This is a genomic window from Flavobacterium xylosi (assembly GCF_042787345.1).
GTDB classification, from domain to species: domain Bacteria; phylum Bacteroidota; class Bacteroidia; order Flavobacteriales; family Flavobacteriaceae; genus Flavobacterium; species Flavobacterium xylosi.
Genome location: NZ_JBHZPZ010000004.1, coordinates 112,123 through 131,294 on the forward strand (window position 1 = coordinate 112,123; position 19,172 = coordinate 131,294).

Genomic DNA, 19,172 nt, shown 5'->3' on the forward strand with positions numbered 1-19,172 from the left:
TTGACTAGTTAATTCTATTAATTTGAGTTAAAATTTCTTCAAGACTTGGTGTGATCAAATCTATAATTGGTTTTGGATACATTCCAAAAAAGAATAAAACGGCAATTATTATCACCAAAGTTGCTCCTTCATTGAAAGTTACATCTGCAAATATTTTTGTATTGGTTTCGCCTAACATAGCATGTTGAAACATTCTCAACATATAATAAGCTCCCAAAATTATGGTAGTTCCTCCTAAAATGGCAAACCAAATATTAATTTGAGATAAGCTGTATAAAACGGTGAATTCTCCAACAAAGTTAAAAGTAGTCGGTAATGCAACCGATGCTAAAACTAAAATTAAAAACATCGAAGTGAATTTTGGTGTCTGTGCACGAATACCACCCATTTCAGCAATTGATCTTGTTTCATACCTTCTGAAAATAATCTCAGCAATAAAGAACAATCCAACAACTACAAAACCGTGAGCAATCATCTGCAAAACAGCTCCACGAAATCCATCTAATGTTAATGTGTATGTTCCAGCAGCAATTAAACCAACGTGTGCCAAAGAGGAATACGCTAACAATTTCTTTAAATCCTTTTGTCTCAAAGCAACGACCGAACCATATATAACACCTGCAATTCCTAAACCTATGAATATAAACATATATTCTTTAGCGGCAAGCGGAGCCAACGGCAACTGCCAACGAATAACACTATACAATCCCATTTTTAGCATGATTCCTGATAAAAGCATAGTTCCAACAGTTGGTGCTTTTTGGTAAACATTAGCCTGCCAAGTATGGAAAGGAATTAATGGAATCTTGATGGCATAAGCCAAGAAGAAAGCTAAGAATATCCACAACTGTTCGGTTGCAGTTAAGTTCAATTTGTATAAGTCTTCCAATAAAAAGCTTCCCGCTTTTTGATATAAATAAACAAAAGCCACCAACATAAACAATGATCCTGCAAGCGTGTAGATAAAGAATTTAACTACCGCTTTTTTGCGTTCTTCTGCATCTCCGTTACCCCAAATTAAAGCGATGAAGTAAATAGGAATCAAGGACAATTCCCAGAAAATGTAATATAACAAACCGTCTGATGCCAAGAATGTTCCTGCCATTGCAAATGACATAAACAAGATTAACGCATAAAATGATTTTGAATTTTTATAGTCATTCCCAAAAGAAGAGAAAATAATAATTGGAGTCAATGCGGTAGTCAATAAAAGCATCGCCAGTGAAAGTCCATCCGCTTTTAAAGCAAAAGAAATATTAGGTTGCGTGATCCACCGGTTGATAAAACTGATATTTTCACCTAAATTATAGTGATTTAATAATACAATAGTAGAGCCTGCAGCAGCCAAACCAAAGAACAGTGCCACTTTTGAAGCTAGTTTATCGCCTGCAAGAAAAGTTGCAAACGCACCAACCAAAAGTATAATTAATATTAGAGATACATTCATTTGTAATTTTTTATTATTTTTTAAAGGTCAAATGTAATAGACTTTTAAAATGAAATTTATTTAATAATTGAAATTTGGCGTGAAAAGTCTATTTCATAGTACAAGATTATTGAGCTAAAAATAAATAAGAAACAATGGCACAAAGCCCCAATACGAAAACAAGTAGATAAAGCCCGATACTTCCATTTTGTATTTTCTTTCCTTGAAAACTTATTTCATTGGTTACTTTTCCGAGACCAAAAACCAAAGATGATAAAGCCGTTTCAATAGTATCTCTAAAGAAAAGCGACAAAACATTAATCGGTTTAACAAAAATAGCATCATAGATTTCATCTACATAATATTTGTTGTAAAGTACTTTTGAAAAGCCTGTGATTTCAGCATCTTCTGTGGGAACTGTATTTTGTTTGATGTATTTGGCGTAAGCAATACCTATTCCTACCAATCCGCCCACAACTGCAATTGCCATCAGCATGTACTCGGTAGTTCCTAAATGGTGTTCTGCAGTAGCTAATTTTGGTAAAATTGGAGTCAAATATTCATTCAACCAACTGTTGCCCGGTAAACTAATCAAACCTCCTATTGTTGCCAATATCGCTAAAACGATTAAAGGAAATGTGATTAATGAAGGACTTTCATGTAAATGATGTTTTTGTTCCGCTGTTCCTCTGAACTCTTGGAAGAAAGTTAAAAACATTAATCTAAACATATAGAAAGCAGTCATGATAGAAGCAACCGAAGCCAAAACCCATAACGGAATATTATGATGGAAAGCCACTAACAAGATTTCATCTTTCGAGAAAAAACCGGAGAATAATGGAACTCCTGAAATTGCTAATGAAGCGATTAACATGGTTGCGAAAGTAATTGGCATTGCTTTTTTCAAACCGCCCATTTTACGCATATCTTGTTCTCCGTGCAAAGCGTGAATTACAGAACCCGAACCCAAGAACAAACAAGCTTTGAAGAAAGCATGTGTGATTACATGGAAAACGGCAACTTCGTAAGCGCCTAAACCTAAAGCAAGGAACATTAACCCCAATTGCGAAACAGTAGAATAAGCTAATACTTTTTTGATGTCATTTTGAACCAATCCAATTGTTGCGGCTACCAAGGCAGTAATTGCTCCAACAACTGCGATTATAGATTGAACGCTTGGAACCAAATCAAACAAGAAATTTAATCTTGTAATCATAAAAATACCAGCGGTAACCATCGTAGCCGCGTGAATCAATGCAGAAACCGGTGTTGGTCCAGCCATTGCATCAGGCAACCAAGTATACAATGGAATTTGTGCTGATTTACCACATGCTCCAATGAATAAAGCGAAAGCAGCAGCAGAAAGCCAATACATATTAAGATCAGTTGCACCGGCGATAGCCGTTTTTAAAGTAGCATAATCTAAGGTAGAAAATAAATGCCCTAAAATAAAGATTCCGATTAATAACCCTAAATCTCCAATACGGTTCATGATGAATGCTTTCTTTGCCGCATCATTGTACTCTTGGTTTTTATACCAAAATCCAATTAAAAGATACGAACAAAGACCAACACCTTCCCAACCGATGAACATTACTAATAAGTTACTTCCCATTACTAAGGTGATCATGAAGAATATAAACAGATTCAAATAGGCGAAGAATTTATGCATGTTTTCATCATCATGCATGTAACTGATAGAATACAAATGAATCAGAGATCCAATTCCGGTTACGAAAAGCAGCCATAAAATTGACAACTGGTCTAATTGAAATCCGAAATCTACTTGAAAATTGCTGATTTGAATCCAGTCAAAAAGCGAAATATGGATTCCTTCCGGTTGTGCTGAAATTCGACCGAAAAAATAACCAGTCGCAATAAAAGAAACAACTACTGAAAGTGTTCCTATTATTCCTGCAAGAGATTTCCCCATGTTTTTGCCAAAGAAAACATTGATTAAAAATCCTAAAAAAGGAGCTAGAACTAAAACTAAAGCTATATTGGTATTCATTTCCATCTATCCTTTTAAGTTTTTTAAATTATCAATAGTAATTGATCCTAAATTTCTAAATATAGAAACCAGGATTGCCAATCCTACCGCAACTTCTGCAGCGGCAACAGCCATCGAGAAAAACACAAAAACCTGTCCTTGCGCATCTTGATGATAAGTAGAAAATGCGACGAACAAAAGATTCACTGCATTCAGCATTATTTCAATTGACATAAATACGATAATGGCATTTCGTCTGTACAATACCCCAAAAACGCCAATACAAAAAAGTATTACGCTCAGGAATATAAAGTTTTCAATACCAATTTGGTTTAAAATATTATTCATATTACTTTTCTAATTTTTCTTTTTTAGACAATAAAACAGTACCAATCATAGCAACCAAAAGTAATACAGAAGCAAATTCAAAAGGAACCATATATTCATTTAGGAGTATTTTACCCAAAACTTTAATAGATTGGTAATCTTCACCAGTCGAAGTGTATTCTCCAACAATAGGTTTTGAGTTTATGAAAATGGTTATTAAAACCAAACAGATCAGACAGAAAGAAACTATTGCCCCAAGTCTTGTAATTCTGGGTCTGTAAACCTCTCGTTGTTCATTTAAATTCATCAGCATGATGGTGAATAAAAACAAAATCATAATCGCTCCAGAATAAACAATAATGTGAACTATTGCCAGGAATTGCGCGTTCAACAACAAATAATGACCTGCAATCGAGAAAAAACAAATCACTAAATAAATAGCACTGTGTATTGGATTTTTACTGAAAATTGTCAGAAATGCAGTTGACAAAGTTATAGCTGATAATACACAAAATAGAATAAGTACTGTAGACATTAGTTAGCGTTTTTAAGTTGAGCATTTTGCATTGCGATATCTAAAGGCATGACCAATTTATCTTTTCCGAAGATAAAATCTTCTCTTTCATAACTTGAAGGAACTAATACTTTTGATGTAGTCAGATAAATAGCATCTTTCGGACAAGCTTCTTCACACAAACCACAGAAAATACAACGCAACATATTGATTTCATATATCGATGCATATTTCTCTTCTCTATACAAATGCTTTTCATCTTCTCTGCGTTCTTCCGCTGTCATCGTAATTGCCTCAGCAGGACAAGATAACGCACACAAACCACAGGCTGTACAGTTTTCACGACCTTGTTCATCGCGTTTCAACTGGTGCTGACCGCGGTAAACCGGACTCATTTCACGCACCTGCTCCGGATATTGAATCGTAACTTTTCTAGTGAATAAATGCTGAATCGTAATTATCAAACCTTTGACAATCGCAACAAGATACATTCTTTCCCAAAAAGTCATCTCCTTGTTAGAGACTTGCTTTTTTCTTCCCGATAAGGATATACTTTCTATTGACATTTTTTATTTTTATTTGAAGCTTAATCCTGCTATTCGTTTCAATCTTTATTGTTTTTAAAGAAAAACAAATAAAGGATTTCCACTGCTATCAGGGCTAGGGCTTTTTCGGTACTAATTAAAATCCTAAATAAGCAGCGATATCTGCTCGCAAAATTACAATTCCGGTGATTATGATATTAATGATTGACAATGGAATTAATATTCTCCAACCCAAATGCATCAATTGATCGTATCTGAATCTTGGAATAGTCCAACGAACCCACATATAGAAAAATATGAATCCACATAATTTGATAAACAAAGCACCAAATCCTAAAACATTGGCAATATTTACACCCCAATTTTCAACAACCCAACTCATTCCTGGATAATTATATCCTCCAAAGAATAAAACCGCTAAAATCGTCGAGGAAATAAACATATTTGCATACTCAGCAAATAAATAAAATCCCATTTTCATTGATGAATATTCCGTGTGGTATCCTCCAATTAATTCACTTTCACATTCCGCTAAGTCAAAAGGAGTTCTGTTCGTTTCTGCAAAAGCACAAATTAAAAATATAATAAAAGATAACGGTTGGTAAAACACATTCCAGTTCATTCCTGCTTGTTGTGCTGAAATCTCTCTTAAACTCAACGTTCCGGTCATCATCAACAAAGCAATCATCGAAAGTCCCATTGCAACTTCATAAGATACCATTTGCGAAGCAGCACGAACCGCACCCATCAAAGAGAACTTATTATTCGATGCCCAACCACCAATCATGATTCCGTAAACACCTACTGAAACAACTCCAAAAAAGTATAACAATCCAATGTTTAAATCCGTAGCCTGTAATAAAATATCTCTACCAAATAAATGCAGTCTATCTCCCCAAGGAATTACGGCACTCGTCATTAAAGCCGTACTCATAGCAATTGCCGGACCTACAAAAAACAAAAATCTGTTTGGTGTATTGGGTTCAAATTCTTCTTTCGAGAATAATTTCAAACCATCGGCAAGCGGTTGAAACAATCCAAAAGGACCCGCTCTGTTTGGTCCAACACGGTCTTGAAGCCAAGCGGCAACTTTTCGTTCTGCCCAAGTTGAATACATTGCCATCAACATTGTCAAAGCAAAAACTGCAACAATAATGACACTTTTTTCTATGATAATAGTACTATCCATTATTGCCCAAAGTTTTTTGATTTATAATATCTTCTTCGGTCAATGGAATTTCGGCCATGCTTATTTTCTTACGGTCTTCCTCTCTACCCAGAAGAATATGCTCTTCGGTAGCGATTTCAACTTTCTCTAATTTTCTGTTGTATTTATTTTGATTGATAACCGAATCTTTTTCGAATGCTCTCGGTCCTTCAATTGTCCAATCTGAAATTTCTTTGTGATCAAAACGACATCCATTACAAATAAATTCATCTACTTCATGGTACTCATCTTTTCTTCCCGTAACACGTTGAATTTCATCACCAAACATCCAAACTGTAGTTTTTCCAGAACAAGTAGGGCAATTTCTGTGTGCATTATAAGGCTTGCTAAACCAAACTCTAGATTTAAATCTAAACGTTTTGTCTGTCAATGCTCCTACCGGACATACATCAATCATATTTCCAGAAAACTCATTGTCGATTGCTTTAGAAATACAAGTCGATATATTAGAATGATCTCCTCTATCCATTACACCATGAACACGATCGTCAGTCAATTGATCTGCAACCATAACGCAACGGTAGCAAAGGATACAACGATTCATGTGTAATTGAATATTATCACCAATATTTTCAGGCTCAAATGTTCTTTTTTCTTCTATAAAACGAGTTTGTGATTTTCCATGTTCAAAACTTAAATTTTGTAAATCACACTCACCTGCCTGGTCACAAACCGGACAATCTAACGGGTGATTGATTAATAAAAATTCCGTCACTGATTTTCTGGCTTCGGTTACTCTCTCAGAAGATTTGCTATTCACTTCCATTCCGTCCATACAACCGGTCACACAAGAAGCCATTAATTTAGGCATTGGTCTTGGGTCGGCTTCACTTCCTTTTGCAACTTCCACTAAACAGCAACGGCATTTTCCACCGCTTCCCTTTAGTTTAGAATAATAGCACATCGCAGGGGGAACTACTTCTCCACCTATCATACGTGCTGCTTGTAGGATTGTTGTTCCTGGTTCTACTTCTATTGACTGTCCGTCTATTGTTACTTTCATTTTCTGAAATTCTTGACTTTATACGATTACTTTAGAAACTAAATTCTTTACCTTTTCAAAAGGCTCTTCAACAAAATGGTCTCTATTCTTTATTTTTTCCGGGAAACGAATATGGTATTCAAACTCATCTCTAAAGTGACGAATAGCCGCTGCTACTGGCCAAGCTGCCGCGTCACCTAAAGGACAAATTGTATTTCCTTCAATTTTACTTTGAATGCTCAACAACAAATCGATATCTTCTTCCCGACCGTGACCGTTTTCTATTCGGTGCAATACTTTTTCCATCCAGCCCGTACCTTCACGACAAGGTGAACATTGTCCACAGCTTTCATGGTGGTAAAAACGAGAGAAATTCCAAGTATTACGAACGATGCACGACGTATCATTATAAACGATAAATCCACCTGATCCTAACATAGATCCTGTTGCAAATCCACCGTCACTTAACGATTCGTATGACATCAAACGATCTTCACCGTTTGCTGTTTTGTAAATTAAATGTGCAGGTAAAACGGGAACAGAACTTCCTCCCGGTACAAAAGCTTTCAAAGGCCTGTCAGAACTCATTCCGCCCAAATATTCATCAGAATTCATGAATTCGTAAACACTTAAACCCAATTCAATTTCGTAAACACCCGGATTTTTAATATGTCCCGAAGCCGAAATTAATTTGGTTCCAGTAGAACGACCAATACCAATTTTAGCATATTCCGCACCTGTATTATTGATAATCCAAGGCACTGCGGCAATAGTTTCCACGTTATTTACAACAGTAGGATTTGCCCAAAGTCCTGAAATAGCTGGAAATGGTGGCTTGATACGAGGATTTCCTCTTTTTCCTTCCAATGACTCGATCAATGCAGTTTCTTCACCACAAATGTAAGCTCCGGCACCACAATGAACATAAAGTTCTAAATCATAGCCTGAACCCAATATATTTTTACCCAAAAATCCGGCAGCTTTTGCTTCGTTAATGGCTCTTTCTAATATTTTATAAACCCACATGTATTCTCCACGGATGTAGATATAAGAAAGGTTTGCACCCAAAGCGTAACTGGAAGTAATCATTCCTTCAATCAATAAATGAGGAATGAATTCCATCAAATAGCGATCTTTGAAAGTTCCCGGCTCTGATTCATCGGCGTTGCAAACTAAATGTCTTGGTTTTCCTGATTTTTTATCAATAAAACTCCATTTCATTCCGGCTGGGAAACCTGCTCCACCACGACCACGCAATCCTGAAGTTTTCACTTCTTCGACCACTTCGTCCGGTGTTAAGGTTTTTATGGCTTTCTCTACTGAAGCATAACCATCGTTTTGACGGTATACTTCGTAAGTTTTAATTCCTGGAATATTTATTTTGTCTAATAATATTTTTTGTGACATATTATTTATCGTGTAATATTATTGTATCGTTTTTGCAATCTTCAATTAACTGGTCGATTTTTGCTGCCGTCAAATGTTCTTTGTAAAAATCGCCTAATTGCATCATTGGAGCGTAACCACAAGCACCTAAACATTCAACTCCTCTCACTTCAAAAAGACCGTCTGGAGTAGGCTCACCCACTTTTACACCTAATTTTTCACAGGTATAATCCATTAAATCTTCCACCCCGTTCAAACAACAAGGCGAAGTTTGACAAAATTCGAACATGTATTTTCCAACTGGCCTTTGGTTGTACATCGTATAAAACGAAACTACTTCGTAAACTTCAATTGGTTTAATCAAAAGGATTTCGGCTACTTTGTCCATTAATTCAATACTCAACCAATTCTCGTGTGCATCTTGAACTTCATGTAAAACAGGCAATAATGCCGATTTTCTTTTATCTTCAGGATAATGACCTATCAATTCATTGATGCGATTCATCAATGCTTCGGTAATATTTATTTCTTGTTTGTGATACGTTCTTTCCATTTTTATTTTTTTTGCCGCGAAGGCGCAAAGTCACAAAGTTTTATTTTAAAATCTGAAATCGTTAATCAATAATCTTTATGCGTCTAATTCTCCAGCAATAACATTTAAACTTGACAAAATAACAATTGCATCCGATAGCAATGAACCTTTAATCATTTCCGGATACGCTTGATAATAAATAAAACAAGGTCTGCGGAAATGCAACCTATAAGGAGTGCGACTTCCGTCAGTTACCAAATAGAAACCTAATTCTCCGTTTCCACCCTCAACAGGATGATAGATTTCAGCAACTGGAACAGGAACTTCTCCCATTACAATTTTGAAATGGTAAATCAACGATTCCATATTATGGTAAACATCTTCTTTTGGAGGAAGGTAATAATCCGGAACATCAGCATGAAAGTCATTTCCTTCCGGCATTTTTTCTAATGCTTGGCGAATGATACTCAAACTCTCCCAAACTTCGGCATTACGAACACAAAAACGGTCGTAAGTATCGCCTGATTTTCCAACAGGAATTATAAAATCAAAATCTTCGTAAGAAGAATATGGTTGCGCTACACGAACATCATAATCGACTCCTGCGGCACGTAAATTTGGACCTGTAAAACCGTAAGCCATAGCTTGTTCAGCTGTTATAGCTCCTACATTTACAGTTCTGTCAATAAAAATTCTATTTCTTTCGAATAAGTTTTCAAATTCTTTCCAGGCAGCAGGAAAATCAGCTAAAAAAATATCTAATTTTCTAAAAGCTTCTGGAGACCAGTCTCTTTCGAAACCACCAATTCTTCCCATATTAGTAGTCAAACGCGCTCCACAAATTTCTTCGTAGATTTCGTAAACTTTTTCTCTAAATTGGAACACATATAAAAATCCGGTATAGGCTCCGGTATCCACACCAAGGATCGAATTACAGATAATATGATCCGTGATTCTCGCCAATTCCATTACAATAACTCTTAAATATTGTGCTCTTTTAGGAACTTCAATATCTAACAGTTTTTCTAATGTCATCCACCAACCCATATTATTTATAGGTGATGAACAATAGTTCATTCTATCAGTAAGAGGTGTGATTTGGTAAAACGGACGGTTTTCAGCGATTTTCTCGAAAGCCCTGTGAATGTAACCAATCGTTGGTTCCGCTTCCAGAATTCTTTCCCCATCCATCAACAGGATATTTTGAAAAATACCGTGAGTTGCCGGGTGTGTAGGCCCTAAATTAAGAATCGAAAGCTCGCTTCCGTCTTCGTTTAGCTGCTCTTTGATTCTTTTAGCATATCTATGCTCTGGTGGTAATAATAGTTCTGACATTTATTTAATGTGAAAAATTATAATAGTGTGTTTTTAATAATTGTCTGTCGTTCTTCCAAAGAAACGGTCATCTTTATCCGTTCTTCCGCTGTCTTCCATTGGAAATTCTTTTCGCATTGGAAAGGAAATCATTTCATCCATATTCAAAATACGTTTCAATTGTGGATGTCCAATAAAATCTATACCGTAGAAATCAAATGTTTCTCTTTCCATCCAATTCGAACTTAAGAAAATATTAGATATGGTTCTAATTTGAGGGTTTTCGCCATCAATAAACGCCTTGATTTTAATACGTTTGTTTTCATACCAGTTGTGCAAATGATACACTACCGCAAATTGCCTATTAACTTCATTATCAGGATAGTGAATCCCACATAAATCAGTTAAAAAATGAAAACGTAATTCCGGATCATTTTTCAAAAAAAGGATTACTGCAGTGATATTATCAGCCGTTACCTCAAATGAAAATATATCTTTTTCTTGATTGTAATGAGAAACATTCTCTCCAAATGTTTCCGTTAATTTATCTTGAATTTGTATCGTTTCTAAAGCCATTATTTATTTGATATTATAAGAAGCTAATAATTCTTGGTATTCAGGAGAACTTCTTCTTCTTACAGATTCATTTCTTACTAATTCTTGCAATTTCATCACACCATCAACTATTTGCTCTGGTCTAGGAGGACAACCCGGAACATAAACATCTACGGGAATTACTTTATCAATTCCTTGTAAAACGGAATAGGTATCAAAAATCCCACCGGAACAAGCACAAGCTCCAACAGCAATAACCCAACGAGGTTCAGACATTTGCTCGTAAACCTGTCGTAAAATTGGCGCCATTTTTTTTGAAATTGTTCCCATTACCATTAGCATATCTGCTTGACGAGGAGAAAAACTCACACGCTCAGAACCAAATCGTGCCAAATCGTAATGCGAAGCCATTGTTGCCATAAACTCAATTCCACAACAAGATGTCGCAAAAGGCAATGGCCATAATGAATTAGCACGAGCCATTCCCACAACATCATTCAGTTTTGTAGCGAAGAAACCTTCTCCAACAACACCTTCTGGCGGCTCAACCATTTTTATATTTGAATCACTCATCTTTGTAAAATTATTAATTATGAACCCTGGGTTTATAATTTAAAATTTAAACCCATTCTTTTAAATACTTTAGAAATTGAAATTTTTAAAATTCATAATTTCTAATTTGCATCTAATTTTTATTCCCACTCTAAAGCTTTCTTTTTGATAATGTAGAAAAAACCTACCAAAAGCAATAACATAAAAATCACCATTTTAACCATTCCTTCCATTCCCAATTCCTTGAAATTGATTGCCCATGGGTAAAGAAAAATTACCTCAACATCAAACAAAACAAATAATATAGCAACTAGAAAATATTTTACTGAAAACGGAATTCTTGCGTTACCTACAGATTCAATACCGCATTCGAAGTTTTTACCCTTGACTTCAGACCTTCTTTTAGGACCTAATTTTCCAGAAACCACTATGGTACCAACTACAAATCCTACAGCCAAAATGAACTGCATTAAAATTGGAATATAATTTAATTGATCGGATTGCATATTACGTGTATTTATGAATGAGAATAAGCCACAAAGATAGGTTTCAAGTATTTAAAACACAAGTTTAAAACAATTTTTAGTTTAAAGGAAAATACGATTACCAACTAATTTTTATTGATTCCAAATAAGGGAAATTCATTTTGATTTTTTAACAAGAATTTTCGATCTAACTAAAAAAAAAACGTTTCGAAATAAATCGAAACGTTTTAAACATTCTTAACAAAAAAATGAATTTTTCTGCTTAGATAACTGCTACTTTCGCAGCAACTTTTCCTTTTCTTCCTTCTTCTTCTTCATAGCTAACTCTGTCACCTTCGCGTAATTCTTCCGCGTTGATTCCTGATGCATGAACAAAAATGTCTTTTCCTGTTTCTTCGTCTGTAATGAATCCGTAACCTTTAGACTCATTGAAAAATTTAACTGTACCTGTACGCATTGTAATTGTAATAATAATTTATAATGAAGCAAATGTAATCTTTAATATAATACGAAAGATAATATTATGTTTTTTTTTGCAAAAATATTGATATTCAACGTTTTCTAACAAATAAAAACGATAAACTACACTACGTCTAATTTAATATGCAACTCTTTTAATTGTGATTCATCAATTATTGATGGCGCATCAATCATTACGTCTCTTCCCGAATTGTTTTTTGGGAAAGCAATAAAATCACGAATTGTTTCTTGTCCACCAAGAATGGCTACCAATCTATCCAATCCAAAAGCAAGTCCACCATGTGGCGGAGCACCAAACTGGAATGCATCCATTAAGAATCCAAACTGCGCCTTAGCTTCCTCTTCTGTAAAACCTAAATATTTGAACATTAATTGTTGTGTCGCTTTATCGTGAATACGAATTGAACCACCGCCAATTTCATTTCCATTCAAAACCATATCGTAGGCATTAGCGCGAACTTTCCCAGGATTAGTTTCTAGTAAATGCATGTCTTCCGGCTTTGGAGAAGTAAAAGGATGGTGCATTGCATGGTAACGCCCACTCTCTTCGTCAAATTCCAATAACGGAAAATCAACAACCCAAAGCGGAGCAAATTCAGTTGGTTTTCTCAAACCTAATCGTGTTGCAACTTCCATACGCAAAGCACTTAACTGAGAACGGGTTTTGTCAGCCGGTCCCGAAAGAACAAAAATCATATCGCCAGATTGTGCTCCGGTTGTTTTTGCCCAATTGCTTAAATCAGATTGATCATAGAATTTATCAACGGATGATTTATAAGTTCCGTCATCGTTACATTTCACGTACACCATTCCTGACGCACCTACTTGAGGACGCTTAACCCAATCAATTAATGCGTCAATTTCTTTACGAGTATAACTTCCAGCTCCAGGAACTGCAATTCCCACCACTAATTCCGCTGCATTAAAAACTGGAAAATCCTTGCTTTTCGCCACTTCATTCAACTCTCCGAATTCCATTCCGAAACGAATGTCCGGTTTGTCATTTCCGTATGTTTTCATAGCATGTTCGTAGGTCATTCTTGGGAACTTCTCTACTTCGACGCCTTTTATTTCTTTCAGTAAATGTCTTGTCAAACCTTCAAAAATATTCAATATATCTTCTTGTTCCACGAAAGCCATTTCGCAATCTATTTGTGTAAACTCTGGTTGTCTGTCTGCACGTAAATCTTCATCACGGAAACATTTCACAATTTGGAAATATTTATCCATTCCTCCCACCATCAATAATTGTTTGAAAGTTTGTGGCGATTGTGGCAAAGCATAAAACTGTCCTTCATTCATGCGGGAAGGAACAACAAAATCTCTGGCTCCTTCAGGCGTAGATTTAATTAAATAAGGCGTTTCCACTTCACAAAAATCCAAATCAGAAAGATATTTTCTAACTTCCATGGCTACTTTGTGACGAAACATCAAGTTATTCTTTACTGGATTTCTACGAATATCCAAGTAGCGGTATTTCATTCGGATATCTTCGCCACCATCCGTTTCATCTTCAATAGTAAAAGGAGGCGTTAAAGAAGCATTCAGAATATTTAGTTCGGTAACTAAAATTTCAATGTCACCCGTAGTCATGTTTTTATTTTTGGCCTCACGCTCAATAACAGTTCCTTTTACCTGAATTACAAATTCACGACCTAAGGTTTTTGCCAATTCGAAAACTGATTTTTCAGAACGGCCTTCGTCAAATATCAATTGTGTAATTCCATATCGGTCACGTAAGTCTACCCAATTCATAAATCCTTTATCACGTGATTTTTGAACCCAACCGGCAAGCGTAACTTCTGTATTAATATGTGAGGCGTTTAGTTCACCACAATTATGACTTCTGTACATGATTTAAATTTTAGACTGCAAAAGTAAACACAAAAATCAAATTAATTCAGAAAACTATACACGTAGATGGAATTTAAAATGAAAAATTATGTTAATGTTTAAAATTTTTATAAGTGATTTCTTTAGATTTGGGACGCTATAAATTAAAAACCCAATTAATTATGAAGAAATTATTTTTTACTGCACTTGCATTAATCAGCACTTTGAGTGGTATGGCTCAAAAAAACAAGTATATGACTTTTCAAGGCGAAATAGCCAATAAAAACGGCGATGCAATATACATTACGGACGGTAAAAATAAATTGATTAAAAAAATTCAGATCAGCAGTGAAGGTACTTTTAAAGACACTATGAATGTTGTTCCAGGAAGATATGGTTTATCTGACGGCAATGAATTTACAATAGTGTATTTAAAAAACGGATTTGATTTGGCCTTAAAAATGGACACCAAAATGTTTGACGAGTCTATAACTTACAAAGGAAAAGGGGCTTTGGAAAATAATTTTTTAGCTAAGAATTCCTTATATGAAGAACAAACCGATATGGGAAAATTGCTTGCCGCAAATGAAGTTGATTTTTTGAAAGGATTGGAAAAGAAAAAAGCAGACGATTTAAAACGTTTGGAAAACACGAAGTTAGATCCTGTTTTTATTGACCTTCAAAAGAAAACTATCGATGAAAATTATAATGGTGCAGTAACGTGCTATAAAATGAATTACGAAGCTAATTTAGCTAAAAGCAAATTGGCGAATACGATGTCTCCTTCTTTTAATTATGATAATTACGCCGGAGGAAAAACAAAATTAGAGGATTTTAAAGGGAAGTATGTTTATATTGATGTTTGGGCAACTTGGTGTGGTCCTTGTCGTGCTGAAATTCCTTTTTTGAAAAAAATTGAAGAAAAATACCATGGCAAAAATATTTCATTTGTAAGTATCTCCGTCGATGCACAAAAAGATTTGGACAAATGGAAAGCTTTAATCAAAGAAAAAGAATTGGGCGGCGTACAGCTTTTTGCAGATAATAATTGGAATTCTCAATTCATCAAAGAGTACGGAATAAACAGTATTCCACGATTTATTTTAATAGATCCTACAGGCAAAATCGTAAATGCTGATGCTGCAAGACCTTCTTCAGCGGAATTACAGGTTCAATTGGATGCATTTTTGAATTAATCAATAATTTCCCAAATAACAAAGTCAGTGCGTAAACACTGGCTTTTTTTATGTTTTTTAATTTTCCAATGTTAAGTTTTTGTCCAATGTTATTAAATTGTTATGTAAATGTGTTTTAAATGTAAAATATTATTTAATTTTGAATAACAAATCTATAACACATTAAAAACTAACGATATGAAAAATTGCATAATTTTAGTAGCAATATTATTCTCAGGGATGACTTTTGCACAAGAAGTAAAACCAGTATTGGAACCTTTTGGAAAAAAACTTAAAGCAACTTACTTTTTTGAAAACGGTCAAGTGCAACAAGAAGGTTTTTTTGAAAACGGGAAATTAGAAGGAGCTTGGGTTTCTTACGATCAGACGGGAAACAAAATTTCGTCTGGTGAATATAGAAAAGGAGTTAAAACCGGAAAATGGTTTTTTTGGACTCAAAACAATGACAATGCGTTTACAAATTTAAATGAAGTTGACTATTCTAATAACAGAATAGCTGCCGTCAAAAACTGGAAACGAGAAGCTCTTGTGAACGTTGATTAGAAAAACTCTATCACAGAAACCTACAAAATATAGGTCCTAATAATTAGCATCTATAAATACAATCCGCAAAAAAATCAGAACCATTAAGAAATTAAGCCTTTTAAACTTAATTTCTTAATGGTTCATTTGTAAAGTGACTTTTTCGAAATCGAAAAAAATACTTCACTTGCAATTATAGACAGACAAATTAGTTATAAAAAATCAAAAAGTAATCACAAAAGTAATTACATTTGCTGTATGATAAAAGTCCGCCAAACACAAATTATAAAAATAGGCAATTCTAATGGGATTAGGATTCCTAAAGACTTCCTAAATGCATTGGGAACCAAAGAAGTTGTCTTAGAGCTAGCCGACAATACTTTGATTATTAAACCACTAACGACCACGCCACCACGAAGCGAATGGGGAAGCATTCTCGCTAAAATGAAGATAGAACCTGAAGACGATCTCAACGATTTTGATATAACCCATCACAGATGGCATTGATGATTTATAAAAAGTGGGATGTTGTATTGGTCGATTTGAACCCCACCAAAGGAAGTGAAATATCAAAAATAAGGCCTTGTTTAGTAGTTTCGCCCAACAGTGTGAATACCTATATGAACACTATTGTTATAGTCCCGTTTACCTCAAAACCCAAAGGATATCCATTTAGAATACTTACAAATCACAAAAACATTGAAGGCGAATTGTGTTTTGACCACATCAAAAGTATTGACAAAAGCCACATCGTGAAAACCGACGGCACCATTGCAAAAACGTTGCGAACTGCTATAAATAATTTATTGTTTGAGTTTTTTAATGAGTGACAAATTATTTCAACATACTTACTTTTTACAGCAAACCTCAAAGTCGATGATTTTTCATAGCTACATTTTTCAATAATTTACAGCGGCGCAAATAAAAAAAATTATTCCAGACACTCAAATTATAAGAATTTTACATTATATTTAGCTAATCTTAACTAAGTAACATGAAAAACGTTGAAGAAACTAAAAGATTATTTAATAATTCCACCTTATTTTATACTATAAGCACTGATATGGATGGTAAATATTCATATATAAATGAACATTATGCTAGAGAATTTTCATATATAGATAGCAACTTAGTTGGAAAACCGTACCATATTACAATGCACACTGACGATATAAATACTTGTATCGAAGTTTCTACCAAATGTTTTGAGAATCCGACTAAATTATTTCCGGCGACAATTAGAAAACACGACGGAAAGGGTGGCTATGTTTATACTCAATGGGAATATAAAGCAATGTTTGATGATAAAAAAAAACCTGCTGGAATATTCTGTTTAGGATATAATATAACAAAATTTGTTGGGGAAGAATTACAATTGCAAAAGGCAAATGAAAAGAATGAAAAAAATAGTAATACCATAAAAAACATTATTTTTCAACAATCACATCTTGTTCGTGCCCCATTGAGTAATATAATTGGCCTTACTAGTATTTTAGACAAAACATTATTGGACAGTAATACAAGTAACATTTGCGACATGATATTAGAAAGCTCCAACCAACTTGATCAAATTATTAGAAGTATTGTAACTGATGCTAGAAGCTAGTTTAATTTTTAGATAATTTCCAATCTTCGAGAAAATTCTCAATAAATTGCACAGAGGCGAAACGAAACCCGATTGCACAGATACATCTTTAGTTTGATAGCGTATAATTCCATTCCGTGCCCACAGACCAGAGCAAACAAAACAAACTACATCAAAATTCATTGTGGTATAAAACCAAAAAAACCGCTTCTTTCGAAGCGGTTTTTGTACCCTTTACGATTGAATTGTCGAATCTTTTTATCCAAGATTTAAAGAAACTTTCGCATGCTTATATACTGTTAACCAGAGACAGACCTTATTAGAACACCAATATTGTCCACGATTAGTGACGAACTATATAATATCAAAAACTGACTTTTGAATAACAAACAAGGTTCCCGAGCGGGTAATCTTAAAAAATCTAAAGTCAATTTGGAGAAATTGCATAAAATAAGTTTAGAACTCAAAAAGCATTTTGAAATAAAAATCATTGCTTTAAACTATCTCTTGTGGAAGTTTTTTCGCTTTGTAAAATACCTTCTAAATATTCAACTAACTTAACCGAAATTATATTTGGCTCGATTTTACTATTAATAGAATCGATATTTGTAATATCCAATTCGATTTTAAACCAAAATTCTCCAATTTTTTGAAGTATTATTTTTAATTCAATTATTAATTCTTCATTGATTTCAATTTCATTATTAAGTAAAATGTTTGTAAAATCGTGAGAAAGTTTATTCCTATATTTTCTAATTTCTTGTATTTTATTAAATTCATTTAAATCTATTATTTCTTCTTTTAAATACCATTTACAACAAGAATAGAATTCGTTTTTGCTATTTTTTAATTCTTTATGTTTAATGTTTTTAATCGTATTTAAGTATATCTCACAATCTTTAAAATCAAAAGAGTTATCGGATTTTAATATGATGCAATCATAACAAATATGCCCTTTTAGATTCGTTATAATTAGATTTGATAATAATTCAAATGATGTTATGAAAATAGTTGAAAAAATTAATTTTGATTTGATTTGATTTTCATTTAGTATATCATTATTTTTCATCGAAAGTTATTGAATAGTTGATTTCTTTAGGATTTTTATATTCCTTTGTTTCTATAGATATATTTTTATATTCATAAGTATTCAATTTTCTAACCCAACTATTATCATTAGATTTATATTCCCATTTTGAAAAATTAAATGTTGTTAATAATTTTTCATATAATTTTTCTTTGTTTTTAGAATCAATAATGAATTGAATTAAGAAACAATTTTGATATGCATTGTAGTTCAAGTTTACATGAAATTCTTCTTTGTAAAATAAAAGATATACAGAATTTGTTTCGCTTCTAAATTCTTTTTTTTCTTTAATAAGGTTAAAATTATTATTTTTCAATATTTTCTTTATTTCATTTTTAGCTATGTTTATATCTTTTGTTACGCCAAATTGAGAATAATTTGAAATAGAAAATAGTAATGTTATAATCAGGAAAATAGTTTTCATAGTTTGTTAAAATAGCTTGTTAAATTCTCCTTGGATTGGTAGATTGCCCCCCAACTTATGAATAAAATCATTTCTAACTTGCCTTAATTTGGGTGGCTATGTATAGTTAACGACTGATTTTGTTAAAAACAAATATATGTATAATCTTATTAACAAAGACAATTAATTTTTCCGAAATATAACTTTACACAGCGTTTATTGTGCAGTTA

Annotated in this window: 22 protein-coding genes; 5 read left to right on the forward strand and 17 right to left on the reverse strand. The window is 33.8% G+C overall.

Annotation, left to right across the window (positions count from 1 at the left end):
• Positions 1 to 4: 4 nt before the first annotated feature.
• The 15 genes from ACFX5E_RS04620 to aspS all read right to left on the reverse strand — a co-directional run bounded on the left by ACFX5E_RS04620 (position 5) and on the right by aspS (position 14,170).
• Complete coding sequence (locus ACFX5E_RS04620) at positions 5 to 1,447, reverse strand: complex I subunit 4 family protein (RefSeq protein ID WP_379854001.1); 1,443 nt, start codon at positions 1,445 to 1,447, stop codon at positions 5 to 7.
• 106 nt (positions 1,448 to 1,553) lie between these two features.
• A complete protein-coding gene (nuoL, locus tag ACFX5E_RS04625) occupies positions 1,554 to 3,437 on the reverse strand; it encodes an NADH-quinone oxidoreductase subunit L (RefSeq protein WP_379854002.1) in 1,884 nt (627 codons plus the stop codon).
• 6 nt (positions 3,438 to 3,443) lie between these two features.
• Positions 3,444 to 3,764 (reverse strand): NADH-quinone oxidoreductase subunit NuoK, encoded by a 321-nt coding sequence (gene nuoK, locus ACFX5E_RS04630; protein WP_379854004.1) that lies wholly within the window; start codon positions 3,762 to 3,764, stop codon positions 3,444 to 3,446.
• Between the two features lies 1 nt (position 3,765).
• Complete coding sequence (locus tag ACFX5E_RS04635) at positions 3,766 to 4,278, reverse strand: NADH-quinone oxidoreductase subunit J family protein (protein ID WP_379854005.1); 513 nt, start codon at positions 4,276 to 4,278, stop codon at positions 3,766 to 3,768.
• Positions 4,278 to 4,823 (reverse strand): NuoI/complex I 23 kDa subunit family protein, encoded by a 546-nt coding sequence (locus tag ACFX5E_RS04640; RefSeq protein ID WP_379854006.1) that lies wholly within the window; start codon positions 4,821 to 4,823, stop codon positions 4,278 to 4,280. Before ACFX5E_RS04640 ends, ACFX5E_RS04635 begins: the two co-directional genes overlap by 1 nt.
• 115 nt (positions 4,824 to 4,938) lie before the next feature.
• A complete protein-coding gene (gene nuoH / locus ACFX5E_RS04645; RefSeq protein WP_379854007.1) occupies positions 4,939 to 5,991 on the reverse strand; it encodes an NADH-quinone oxidoreductase subunit NuoH in 1,053 nt (350 codons plus the stop codon).
• Positions 5,984 to 7,033, reverse strand: a complete 1,050-nt coding sequence (locus ACFX5E_RS04650) for an NADH-quinone oxidoreductase subunit G (RefSeq protein ID WP_379854008.1) — start codon at positions 7,031 to 7,033, stop codon at positions 5,984 to 5,986. Before ACFX5E_RS04650 ends, nuoH begins: the two co-directional genes overlap by 8 nt.
• A gap of 18 nt (positions 7,034 to 7,051) precedes the next feature.
• Positions 7,052 to 8,419 carry an NADH-quinone oxidoreductase subunit NuoF gene (gene nuoF / locus ACFX5E_RS04655; protein ID WP_379854009.1) on the reverse strand — a complete coding sequence of 456 codons (1,368 nt, stop codon included), beginning with the start codon at positions 8,417 to 8,419 and terminating at the stop codon, positions 7,052 to 7,054.
• Position 8,420: 1 nt separating this feature from the next.
• A complete protein-coding gene (locus ACFX5E_RS04660) occupies positions 8,421 to 8,951 on the reverse strand; it encodes an NADH-quinone oxidoreductase subunit NuoE family protein (protein WP_379854010.1) in 531 nt (176 codons plus the stop codon).
• Positions 8,952 to 9,026: 75 nt separating this feature from the next.
• Positions 9,027 to 10,265 (reverse strand): NADH-quinone oxidoreductase subunit D, encoded by a 1,239-nt coding sequence (locus ACFX5E_RS04665; RefSeq protein ID WP_379854011.1) that lies wholly within the window; start codon positions 10,263 to 10,265, stop codon positions 9,027 to 9,029.
• 33 nt (positions 10,266 to 10,298) lie between these two features.
• A complete protein-coding gene (locus ACFX5E_RS04670) occupies positions 10,299 to 10,820 on the reverse strand; it encodes an NADH-quinone oxidoreductase subunit C (protein ID WP_379854012.1) in 522 nt (173 codons plus the stop codon).
• Positions 10,821 to 10,823: 3 nt separating this feature from the next.
• Entirely contained in the window at positions 10,824 to 11,372 is a 549-nt protein-coding gene (locus ACFX5E_RS04675) for an NADH-quinone oxidoreductase subunit B (RefSeq protein WP_073205026.1), read from the reverse strand.
• Between the two features lie 119 nt (positions 11,373 to 11,491).
• Complete coding sequence (locus ACFX5E_RS04680) at positions 11,492 to 11,857, reverse strand: NADH-quinone oxidoreductase subunit A (protein ID WP_379854013.1); 366 nt, start codon at positions 11,855 to 11,857, stop codon at positions 11,492 to 11,494.
• Positions 11,858 to 12,098: 241 nt separating this feature from the next.
• Positions 12,099 to 12,293, reverse strand: a complete 195-nt coding sequence (locus tag ACFX5E_RS04685) for a cold-shock protein (protein ID WP_007137066.1) — start codon at positions 12,291 to 12,293, stop codon at positions 12,099 to 12,101.
• 125 nt (positions 12,294 to 12,418) lie between these two features.
• Positions 12,419 to 14,170 carry an aspartate--tRNA ligase gene (aspS, locus tag ACFX5E_RS04690; protein WP_379854014.1) on the reverse strand — a complete coding sequence of 584 codons (1,752 nt, stop codon included), beginning with the start codon at positions 14,168 to 14,170 and terminating at the stop codon, positions 12,419 to 12,421.
• Positions 14,171 to 14,331: 161 nt separating this feature from the next.
• Here aspS and ACFX5E_RS04695 point away from each other — a divergent pair, with 161 nt between their 5' ends.
• The 5 genes from ACFX5E_RS04695 to ACFX5E_RS04715 all read left to right on the forward strand — a co-directional run bounded on the left by ACFX5E_RS04695 (position 14,332) and on the right by ACFX5E_RS04715 (position 17,473).
• Positions 14,332 to 15,345: a TlpA family protein disulfide reductase gene (locus tag ACFX5E_RS04695; RefSeq protein ID WP_379854015.1), complete on the forward strand. Its 1,014-nt coding sequence runs from the start codon at positions 14,332 to 14,334 to the stop codon at positions 15,343 to 15,345.
• Positions 15,346 to 15,522: 177 nt separating this feature from the next.
• A complete protein-coding gene (locus ACFX5E_RS04700; RefSeq protein WP_379854017.1) occupies positions 15,523 to 15,888 on the forward strand; it encodes a toxin-antitoxin system YwqK family antitoxin in 366 nt (121 codons plus the stop codon).
• Between the two features lie 237 nt (positions 15,889 to 16,125).
• Positions 16,126 to 16,374, forward strand: coding sequence for an AbrB/MazE/SpoVT family DNA-binding domain-containing protein (locus ACFX5E_RS04705; protein ID WP_379854018.1), 249 nt, complete (start codon positions 16,126 to 16,128; stop codon positions 16,372 to 16,374).
• On the forward strand, positions 16,374 to 16,697 hold the full coding sequence (locus ACFX5E_RS04710) for a type II toxin-antitoxin system PemK/MazF family toxin (RefSeq protein ID WP_379854019.1): 324 nt from the start codon (positions 16,374 to 16,376) through the stop codon (positions 16,695 to 16,697). The genes ACFX5E_RS04705 and ACFX5E_RS04710 overlap by 1 nt, the downstream gene beginning before the upstream one ends.
• Positions 16,698 to 16,861: 164 nt before the next feature.
• Positions 16,862 to 17,473 (forward strand): hypothetical protein, encoded by a 612-nt coding sequence (locus ACFX5E_RS04715; protein ID WP_379854020.1) that lies wholly within the window; start codon positions 16,862 to 16,864, stop codon positions 17,471 to 17,473.
• 466 nt (positions 17,474 to 17,939) lie between these two features.
• Here ACFX5E_RS04715 and ACFX5E_RS04720 read toward each other — a convergent pair whose 3' ends face one another.
• On the reverse strand, positions 17,940 to 18,521 hold the full coding sequence (locus tag ACFX5E_RS04720; protein WP_379854021.1) for a hypothetical protein: 582 nt from the start codon (positions 18,519 to 18,521) through the stop codon (positions 17,940 to 17,942).
• The gene (locus ACFX5E_RS04725; RefSeq protein ID WP_379854023.1) at positions 18,511 to 18,963 is read right to left on the reverse strand and encodes a hypothetical protein; all 453 of its coding nucleotides are present in this window, start codon (positions 18,961 to 18,963) and stop codon (positions 18,511 to 18,513) included. Before ACFX5E_RS04725 ends, ACFX5E_RS04720 begins: the two co-directional genes overlap by 11 nt.
• Between the last annotated feature and the right edge of the window lie 209 nt (positions 18,964 to 19,172).